This is a genomic window from Halorubrum yunnanense (assembly GCF_026586675.1).
Lineage (GTDB): Archaea > Halobacteriota > Halobacteria > Halobacteriales > Haloferacaceae > Halorubrum > Halorubrum yunnanense.
Window position 1 is genome coordinate 60,213 of the sequence record NZ_JAODIX010000068.1, and the last position, 7,816, is coordinate 68,028.

The following is a 7,816-nucleotide window of genomic DNA, read 5'->3' on the forward strand; positions in this document are numbered from 1 at the left end:
CTGGGGAGGCGTGAGGCTGCTGTGCGGGACGGTCGGGAGGACTCAAAGGGGCAGTCGCGAGGACGCCGTAGGCGACGTAAGCACCGCAGGGAGCGAGTGAAACGAGCGACTGAGGAGCGCAGCGAGCGTACGGCGTCCTCACGACTGGGGCTTTGGAGGTGTTCTCCGCCGATCCGCAATCAGCTATTTATAAGCGATCGGCAATGACCTCGGAACCGGTGACGAAGTCGTAAACGTACTAGTCCGCGATCGCTTCGGATTCGCCCGTCATCGCCGTGGGGTCTTTCACCCACAGGTCGCCGAAGAAGTCGTCCTGCTGGAGCCGGACCGAGCCGCGGTGGGCCATGAACAGCAGCGCGAGGTACGTCATGAACGGGCGCCCGCCCGCGGTCTCGATCTCCGCGAACAACACCTCCGTGCGCCCGCGGTCGAAGTGGGTCCGGAGGGCGTTGTCGATCGCCACGATCACCTCCTCGATGTCCTCGTCGTGGGTGCGGTCGGTCGCCTCCCCCGCGGTCGGCTCGCCCTCCCGCCGGAACTCGTCACCGGTGTGGTAGTCGAGGGTCTGGGTGCCGCGGTCGTACCCGTGCGGCGACTCGGAGGTGTCGTACTCGCGGGACTCCTTCCACCACGAGTCGCGCTCGGCCTCCCGGAGCTCCCGGACCAACTCGTCGAGGGTCTCGGGGGAACCCCGGGTGTTCTTCCGGTCGAGCCGCCGGTCCATCTCCGCCTCCAGCTCGTCGATCGGGTCGAAGTCGCCGTCGGCGGGGTCCGGCGCGCCGCCCTCCATCGCGACCTCCCACGGCTCCGGCTCGGGCTCCTCGTCGTCGTCGTCGTCCGCCAGCATCCCGTCGCTTTTCATCCGTAACAGGACGCTGGCGTAGAACAGCGCCCGACCCGTCGTCCGGAGGTCCGTCTCGTCGAGCCGCTCGAGGAAGGCGTCGGTCACCTGCACGATGTCGATGTCCCACGGCTCGATCTCGCCCTCCTCGGCGAGCTGGACGAGGAGCTCGACGGGCTCGACCTCGCCGTCCTCGCCGGGTACCTCCTCGGTGTCCTCGCCGGGTACCTTCTCGGTGTCCTCGCCGTCGTCGCCGGCCTCGCCGTCGTCGCCGGCCTCGCCGTCGTCTGCGCCGCCGTCCCCCGCGACGCCCGCTCCGGGAACCCCGCCGCCGTCGCGCTCGCTCGTCAGATCGAGGTCGGGGACGTCCCCCGACTCCTCAGTCATCCGCGGTCACCTCCTCGTCGCCGTCGTCAGCGTCCTCGCCGAACTGCATTCCCGTGACCGCCGAGAGGTTGTCGCCCTGCATCGTGACGCCGATCGCGCGGTCGGAGCGCTCCAGCAGCGCCGAGCGGTGGCCGACCACGACGAACTGCGCCTCCGCGGACAGTTCCTCGATCATCTCGCCGACGCGCTCGGCGTTGACCGCGTCGAGGAACGCGTCGATCTCGTCAAGCGCGTAGAACGGCGCGGGGTTGTGCCGCTGGATCGCGAAGATGAAGGAGAGGGCGGTCAGCGACTTCTCGCCGCCGCTCATCGCCTCCAGCCGCTGGACCGGCTTGTCCGCTGGCTGCGCCTTCATCGTCAGCCCCTCCTCGAACGGGTCCTCGGGGTTCTCCAGCAGGAGCTCCCCGCTGCCGGCGGAGAGGCGCGCGAAGATGTCCTCGAAGTGGTCGTTGATCGACTCGAACGTCTGCATGAACGTCTCCTTTTTCGCCGCCTCGTACCCCTCGATCCGCTCTTCGATCGCGTCCCGCTCCTCGACGAGAACGTCGCGGCGCTCCTGGAGCCGGTCGAGCGCCTCCTGCACCTCGTCGTACTCGTCGATCGCGAGCATGTTGACGGGCTCTAACGCCTCCATCTCGGCCTCCAGCTCCTCGATCCGCGACTCGACCTCGCCGAGGTCCGGGATCGCGTCGGCGTCGTACTCGCCGACTTGCGACTCCAGCTCGTCGATCTCCCAGTCCAGCCGGTCGCGGCGGTCGGTGAGGTCCTCCAGGTCGGACTCCGCCTCGGCGACGAGCGAGCGCTGCTCGTCGCGCTCGCGGGTCGCCGCCTTGATCGCCTCGCGGAGGTCCTCGCGGTCGGCCTTCAGCTCCGTCAGTTCCGCTTCGAGGTCGGCGATCGCCGCCTTCTTTTCCCCGAGCTCGGCCTCCCGCCCCTCGATCGCGGCCTCGTGCTCGGCCACCGTCTCCTCGGCCTCCGCCTTCCGGTTCTGCGCCTCCTCGACGGTGTCGTGAAGCTCGTCGACCGCGTCCTCTGCGTACCCCTTCTCCAGCTCCAGCTCGCTCTGCCGCCCGTCGAGCGAGCTCATCCGGTCCTCCAGATCGGATATGTCGCCGCGGATCTCGTCGGCGCGCTCGGAGAGCTCCGGAATCTTCGAATCGGCGAGCTCCGCCTCTATCTCCTCGATCTCGTCCTCCAGCGCCGTGATCTCCCCGTCGAGCTCGTCGAGCGCCGCGTCCAGCTCGCTCATCTCCTCGTCGACCGACTCGCGTTCGGCCTCCAGCTCCTCGAGTTCGGCCTCCAGTTCGTCGATGCGCTCCTCGGCATCCGCCAGGTCCTCCTCGGCGCGCTCAACGTCGGCCTCCAGCGACCGGACGCGCTCGGCGGCGTCGGCCTTCCGGTCGCGCGCGTCGTCGATGTCGGCCTCGAGGTCGTCGATCTCCGCCTCCAGCGACTGTCGCTCGTCCTCCAGCTCCGATATCTCGGTCGCGAGCCGCTCCAGCTTCCCGCCGCCGGACTTGGTAAACGCGTACCGCGAGCCCCCCCCGGAGCCGCCCGTCATCGCGCCCGACTTCTCGACGAGGTCGCCGTCCAGCGTGACCATCCGGTAGTCGCCCATCAGCTCGCGGGCCGTGTCCATCTCCTCAACGACGAGCGTCGAGCCGAGGACGTACGAGAACACCGAGGCGTACTCGGCGTCGTAGTCGACGAGGTTCCGCGCGAAGTCGACGACGCCAGGCAGCGAGGGCTTCCGCGGGAGGCTCCGGTCGTCCATCTCCGTGATCGGGAGGAACGTCGCCCGGCCCGCGTTCCGCCGCTTGAGGTAGTCGATACACGTCGAGCCGACGCCGTCGTCGTCGACGACGACGTTCGCGAGCCGGCCGCCGGCCGCGGTTTCGCACGCCTCCGCGTACTCGGCCTCGACCGACCCGAGCTCGCCGACCGCGCCGTGGACCCCGTCGATGCCCCCGTTCTTTACCTCGGTCACCGCACGCGGCCAGGAGGTGTCGCCGCGCTCGTCGGCGGCGGCCTCCAGCTTGGCGTACTCGTTCTGCCGCTCGCGGAGCTCCTCCTCGACTCCCTCGAGGTCCTCGCTCCGCTCGGCCTTCTCCGAGAAGAGGTCGGCGACGACCTCCTCGATCGTCGCCTCGTTCTTCTCGGCCTTGTCGAGCTCGCTGCGGAGCTCGGAGATCCGCGCTTTATGTTCCGGCAGCGACTCGCGGGCCTCCTCCAGCTCGGTCCGCGCCTCGCTCACCGCGTTCGACCGGCGGCGCGCCTCGTCGAGGAGTCGGTCCTTCTCGCGCTGCTTCTCGTTTTTCGCCTCGCGCAGCGACTCGATTGCCTCCTTCTTTTCAGCCAGCTCGCCTTTGAGCTCGTCGAACTCGGTGTCGGCGCCCTCGATCTCGGCCTCGACGTCCGCCAGCTCGGACCGCTTCGTCGCGATCTCGGACTTGACCGAGGCCTTCTCGACTTTCGCCTCCCGGATCTCCGCTTCGAGCTCCTCGATCGTCTCCTCCTTCCGGTCGATCTGGACGAAGGCGTCGCGCCGCTCCGTCTCGGCCTCCGCGGCGCGCTCCTCGGCCGCCTCGATCTTGTCCTCGAGCCGCGAGATCTCGCCTTTTACCTCCTCGATCTGCGAGCGGATCCGGATCTGCTCGTCTTCGCCCTTCGTCTCGATCTCGTGGTTGAGGTCGGCGAGATCCTCCTCTAAGCGGGTGAGCTTCCCCTGCCTCGCGTCGAGCTCCTCGCGGAGCTCCGCGAGCTCCCCCTCCGCGTCGTCGATGTCGCCTTCGACCCCGTCGAGCGCCTCGCGCTTCTCCTCCAGCTCGGAGGCCTTGAGGAAGCCGCGGTACTCCTCCAACTCGTCGCGGAACTCCTGATACCGGAGGGCGGTCTCGCGTTCGTCGGCCAACTGGTCGAGCCGGTCCTCCTTCTCGCCGATCCGGAGGTCCGCCTCGCCGATCCGTTCCTCGACCGTGTCCAGCTCCTCGTAGGCCGCCTCCTTCTTCTCGTCGAACTCGGCGACGCCCGCGATCTCGTCGACGATCCCTCGCCGCTGGTAGGGGGTCATGTTGATGATCTCGGTGACGTCGCCCTGCATCACGACGTTGTACCCCTCCGGCGTGACGCCGGCGGCCGCGAGCAGGTCCTGCACGTCCGAGAGGTTCACCGAGCGCCCGTTGAGGTAGTAGTACGAGTAGTAGTTGTCCTCGGTCTCCTTGACGCGCCGTTTGATCGTGATCTCGGAAACGTCGCCGACGTTCTCCGTGCCGGCCGCGGAAACCACCTGCGACCGGTCGAGGGCCCCGTCCTCGTTCGAGAGCACCACCGTCACCGAGGCCTCGTTCGGCCCGCCGGAGTCTTCTCCGCCGTCGTGACCGGGGTTGTAGATCAGGTCCGTGAGCTTCTTCGCTCTGATCCCGCGGGTGCGCGCCAGTCCGAGCGCGAAGAGGACGCCGTCGATGATGTTCGACTTGCCGGAGCCGTTCGGCCCCGTGACGACCGTGAAGTCGTCGTAAAAGGGGATCCTCGTCGTCCGCCCGAAGCTCTTGAACCCGTCCAGAACGACTTCAGTGATGTGCATGTGGCGCGGGAGTGGGGACGGGTTACGCGACGATGATGTCGCTGTCGGACTCCTCGTCGTCGCTCTCCCCGTCGGCCTCGCCGGCCTCGGCGTCCGGCGTCGTCGCCTCCTGCTCGGAGACGACCATGTCGTCGCCATCGGCGTCGGCGTCCGCGGTCCCGTCGGTCGCCTCCCCGTCGCCCGTCCGCTCGACGACCTCCACGTGGTCGTCGGAGTGGGTCCGGGTCTCGCCACCGGCGGACTCGGCCGCCCCGGCCGATCCCTCCGAGCTCTCGGCGGCTCCCGCGTCCTCGCCGGCGGCGTCCGCCGCCACGGACACCTCTTGGGCGTCTTCCACCTGTCGGACGCGCTCTTTCATCTCGACCAGCTCCTCGGTGAGCCCGTTGACCGCCGCCTGCAGCTCCGCGACCTGTCGTTCGAGGTCCTCGACGCGGTTACTCATATACACACGTATGCCCACGCGGGGCGTATAAACCTGCGTCAGACACATGTGTGACCATGTGTCATGACTCTCGCCGGCCGCGGCGGCTCGGGGCGTCGTTTCGGGCGGACGAAACGCCGATCCGCCGTCGTCCGATATCGGGGGAGAAGATACTTGTAGTGCGGTCGACATGGCGTTCGTATGAGCAAGATCACCTTCCGGGCCGACGACGACCTCGTCGAGCGGCTGGAAGCGTGTGACGCCTCCAAGAGCGAGGTGATGCGGGAGGCCCTCCGCGCCCACCTCGACGACGCCGAGGCGGGTCCGACCGCTCACGATGCGTATTCGACCGCCCCAGGCGAGACGGTCGACGCCGCGCTGGCGGAGCGGGTCGACGACCTCATCGCCGAGCGGCTCGACGCGGCGTTAGACGACCGGCTCGGCGGACGGCCCGGTCCGTCCGACGCGACGTATGCGCCCGGAAACCCGGCCGAGATCAACGTGAACGTCTCTCTCGACGCCCCTGACGGCGACGCGGAGGACGCGCGTGTGACACGTGAGACGTCGGCGGACGCCGAGACCGAGCCGCGTAAGACGCCGTCGAAGGTGGCCCCGGTCGAGAACGCGTGTGGCGGCTGCGGGGAGAGCGTCCCCGAAGACCACGTCTACTGCCCGAACTGCGGGGAAAAGCAGTCTCACAGGGCGTTCTGCGACTGCGGCGACGAGCTGCGGACCGACTGGGCGTTCTGCCCCGGCTGCGGCCGCCGAACCCCCGCTGCGGACGTGTTGAACGACTGATAGGCCGGTAAAGCGTCCGAAACGTCCGAATTCGCCCGTTTCCGAGGTTGTCTTACACTCGCCGGTAGCTTTATATTGATAGCCTCGGTGATTCAAACTGCGTAAGACGGTCGTCTTACAGCGACCGTCCGCGGCGGGGTGACCCCGCCGACGGGCGACCCGTCGCCGTAAGACACACGCGTCGCGTGTTCACCGTCTTACCGGGGGAATACCAATGGAGCGTGTGACACTACGAATCCCGAAACAGCAGATAGACGAGGTCGAACAGATGGTCGAGACGGGCGAGTTCCCGAACCGGAGCGAGGCGATCCGGTCGGCCGTCCGCGACATGTTGAACGAACAGGACGGCGAGCGCGACGAGCGCGGCCGCAACCGCAACTGGGCGAAGGTGTAAACTGATGCAAGATCTCGTTCAGGACGCCCTCGACAACGCGGAAGCGGAGCAGCGCGACATGGACGACGTCGACATGGACGACGACGAGTTCGGGGACCCCCGAATCGTCATCGTCGGTGCCGGCGGCGCCGGGAACAACACGGTCAACCGGCTGTACAACATCGGCGTCAACGGCGCCGACACCGTCGCCATCAACACGGACAAACAGCACCTCAAGATGGTTGAGGCCGACACCAAGATCCTCGTGGGCAAGTCGCTCACGCAGGGGCTCGGCGCCGGCGGCGACCCCAAGATGGGCGAGCGCGCGACCGAGATGGCCCAGGGGACGATCAAGGAGGTGCTCGGCGATGCCGACCTCGTCTTCGTCACCGCCGGGATGGGCGGCGGCACCGGGACCGGCGCGGCGCCGGTCATCTCGAAGATCGCCAAAGAGCAGGGCGCCATCGTCGTCGGGATGGTCTCGACGCCGTTCAACGTCGAGCGCGCCCGCACCGTGAAGGCCGAGGAAGGCTTGGAGACCCTCCGCAACGAGGCCGACTCGATCATCGTCCTCGACAACAACCGACTGCTCGACTACGTGCCGAACCTGCCGATCGGGAAGGCGTTCTCCGTGATGGACCAGATCATCGCGGAGACGGTGAAGGGGATCTCCGAGACGATCACCCAGCCGAGCCTCATCAACCTGGACTACGCCGACATGTCCACGATCATGAACCAGGGCGGCGTGGCCGTCATGCTCGTCGGCGAGACCCAGGACAAGAACAAGACCCAAGAGGTGGTCAACGACGCGATGAACCACCCGCTCTTGGACGTCGACTACCGCGGGGCCTCCGGCGGACTCGTCCACATCACGGGTGGCCCGGACCTCACGCTGAAGGAGGCCGAGGGGATCGCGAACAACATCACCGAGCGACTGGAGGCGAGCGCCAACGTGATCTGGGGCGCCCGCATCCAGGACGAGTACAAGGGAAAGGTCCGCGTCATGGCGATCATGACGGGCGTCCAGAGCGCGCAGGTGCTCGGCCCCTCGACGCAGAAGCAGGCCGACAAGTCCCGCGCCGCGGTGGACGCCGACGACCTCGGCGACTCGCGCTCGCGGGCGGCCGAGACGAACGGCACCGCCGGCGCGACGGCCTCCGGCGGCGCCGACAAGGGCTGGGAGTCCGACGGCGGCACCGAGCCGACCGAGAAGAGCAACGGTCTCGACGTCATCCGCTAGGCGTCCCGCTGCCGCCGGCCACCGACGTCCGGTTTCGATCTCATTTTCGACCCGTCGGCGCGCGTCCGCCCGCCAGTTTACATGCCGGCTTCGACCCGCCCGACCGTAGTGTTCAGATAAGCTGATTCCATGCGAAAGCGAACGATCTGAGCCACTCGTCAGCAGTTTCTGCT

General features: G+C 67.9%; 6 protein-coding genes. 3 read left to right on the top strand and 3 right to left on the bottom strand.

The genetic code is table 11. From position 1 onward, the window contains the following. Positions 1-238: 238 nt before the first annotated feature. Genes N5096_RS14365 through N5096_RS14375 form a run of 3 tightly spaced genes read right to left on the bottom strand, consistent with a single transcriptional unit; the run spans position 239 to position 5,253 of the window. Complete coding sequence (locus N5096_RS14365) at positions 239-1,228, bottom strand: segregation and condensation protein A (RefSeq protein ID WP_267665493.1); 990 nt, start codon at positions 1,226-1,228, stop codon at positions 239-241. Then, positions 1,221-4,811, bottom strand: coding sequence for a chromosome segregation protein SMC (smc, locus tag N5096_RS14370; RefSeq protein WP_267665494.1), 3,591 nt, complete (start codon positions 4,809-4,811; stop codon positions 1,221-1,223). Before smc ends, N5096_RS14365 begins: the two co-directional genes overlap by 8 nt. 22 nt (positions 4,812-4,833) lie before the next feature. Beyond that, positions 4,834-5,253 (bottom strand): DUF7518 family protein, encoded by a 420-nt coding sequence (locus N5096_RS14375; protein ID WP_267665495.1) that lies wholly within the window; start codon positions 5,251-5,253, stop codon positions 4,834-4,836. A gap of 180 nt (positions 5,254-5,433) precedes the next feature. Between N5096_RS14375 and N5096_RS14380 the strand changes: the two genes are divergently transcribed. The 3 genes from N5096_RS14380 to ftsZ all read left to right on the top strand — a co-directional run bounded on the left by N5096_RS14380 (position 5,434) and on the right by ftsZ (position 7,643). After that, complete coding sequence (locus N5096_RS14380; protein WP_267665496.1) at positions 5,434-6,030, top strand: double zinc ribbon domain-containing protein; 597 nt, start codon at positions 5,434-5,436, stop codon at positions 6,028-6,030. 214 nt (positions 6,031-6,244) lie between these two features. Next, entirely contained in the window at positions 6,245-6,424 is a 180-nt protein-coding gene (locus N5096_RS14385; protein ID WP_004595187.1) for a ribbon-helix-helix domain-containing protein, read from the top strand. Between the two features lie 4 nt (positions 6,425-6,428). Next, positions 6,429-7,643, top strand: a complete 1,215-nt coding sequence (gene ftsZ, locus N5096_RS14390) for a cell division protein FtsZ (protein ID WP_267665497.1) — start codon at positions 6,429-6,431, stop codon at positions 7,641-7,643. Positions 7,644-7,816 lie beyond the last annotated feature (173 nt).

Excerpts from the sequence above, each read along its gene's own strand:
- N5096_RS14375 (WP_267665495.1), bottom strand. The coding sequence starts at position 5,253 with ATGAGTAACCGCGTCGAGGACCTCGAACGACAGGTCGCGGAGCTGCAG.
- smc (WP_267665494.1), bottom strand. The coding sequence starts at position 4,811 with ATGCACATCACTGAAGTCGTTCTGGACGGGTTCAAGAGCTTCGGGCGG.
- N5096_RS14380 (WP_267665496.1), top strand. The coding sequence starts at position 5,434 with ATGAGCAAGATCACCTTCCGGGCCGACGACGACCTCGTCGAGCGGCTG.
- N5096_RS14365 (WP_267665493.1), bottom strand. The coding sequence starts at position 1,228 with ATGACTGAGGAGTCGGGGGACGTCCCCGACCTCGATCTGACGAGCGAG.
- ftsZ (WP_267665497.1), top strand. The coding sequence starts at position 6,429 with ATGCAAGATCTCGTTCAGGACGCCCTCGACAACGCGGAAGCGGAGCAG.
- N5096_RS14385 (WP_004595187.1), top strand. The coding sequence starts at position 6,245 with ATGGAGCGTGTGACACTACGAATCCCGAAACAGCAGATAGACGAGGTC.